General features: G+C 41.6%; 1 protein-coding gene. It reads right to left on the bottom strand.

Going from position 1 to position 572, the window contains the following annotated elements:
* Window positions 1–572, bottom strand: a 572-nt coding sequence (locus N1032_RS26835; protein WP_259543722.1) for a hypothetical protein, incomplete at both ends; no start/stop codon positions are given.

Here is a 572-nt window from a genome sequence, read left to right as displayed (position 1 = left end):
TTGTAACTCGTGCTCGCATTCTTGGTGCGTCGTCTTCGACAGGTTCTTCTGGTTCTGCTGTTGTTCTGCTATCTTCATAGTTATCTAGAATCCTTCCTAATTCGTCCACTGCTTCATCAACAGTCCCGTTATTAGTTAGGGTATAAATACGAGGTACAGAGTTGGTCAGCACATAAGTACGTGAATCACCTTCAAAAGTGCAACCATCACGATACATATGAACCAGAATTACTTCATTCCCACCTTCAATTAAAGCTTCAACTTCCGGAGCGAAACCACCATCACCAAAGATAAAATGTGATTGCCACGGACGACGTTGGATAAACTGAGCAGCTTGTTGACCGAAATAGTCATTGCCTAAAAATGGTTTGATATACGTTTCGCTAATATGAATCATCAATTCACGAATAGTACGACCATTCAGTTTCTCATTGGGGGAATCCTTCCATTCACGGTCTTGATAACATTCAAGAAACTCGTGATACTCCATACCTAGTGTGGTGGCTGCAATGCGGAACATAGGTTCTTTGAATGAAGTGAATTCAAAACCTTCACGATCTGCAAATGCCATG

It is taken from the genome of Herbiconiux daphne (genome assembly GCF_024979295.1).
GTDB lineage: Bacteria > Actinomycetota > Actinomycetes > Actinomycetales > Microbacteriaceae > Herbiconiux > Herbiconiux daphnes.
The sequence above is the reverse complement of the archived record's forward strand: the minus strand, read 5'-3'. Positions and strand labels throughout refer to the sequence as shown.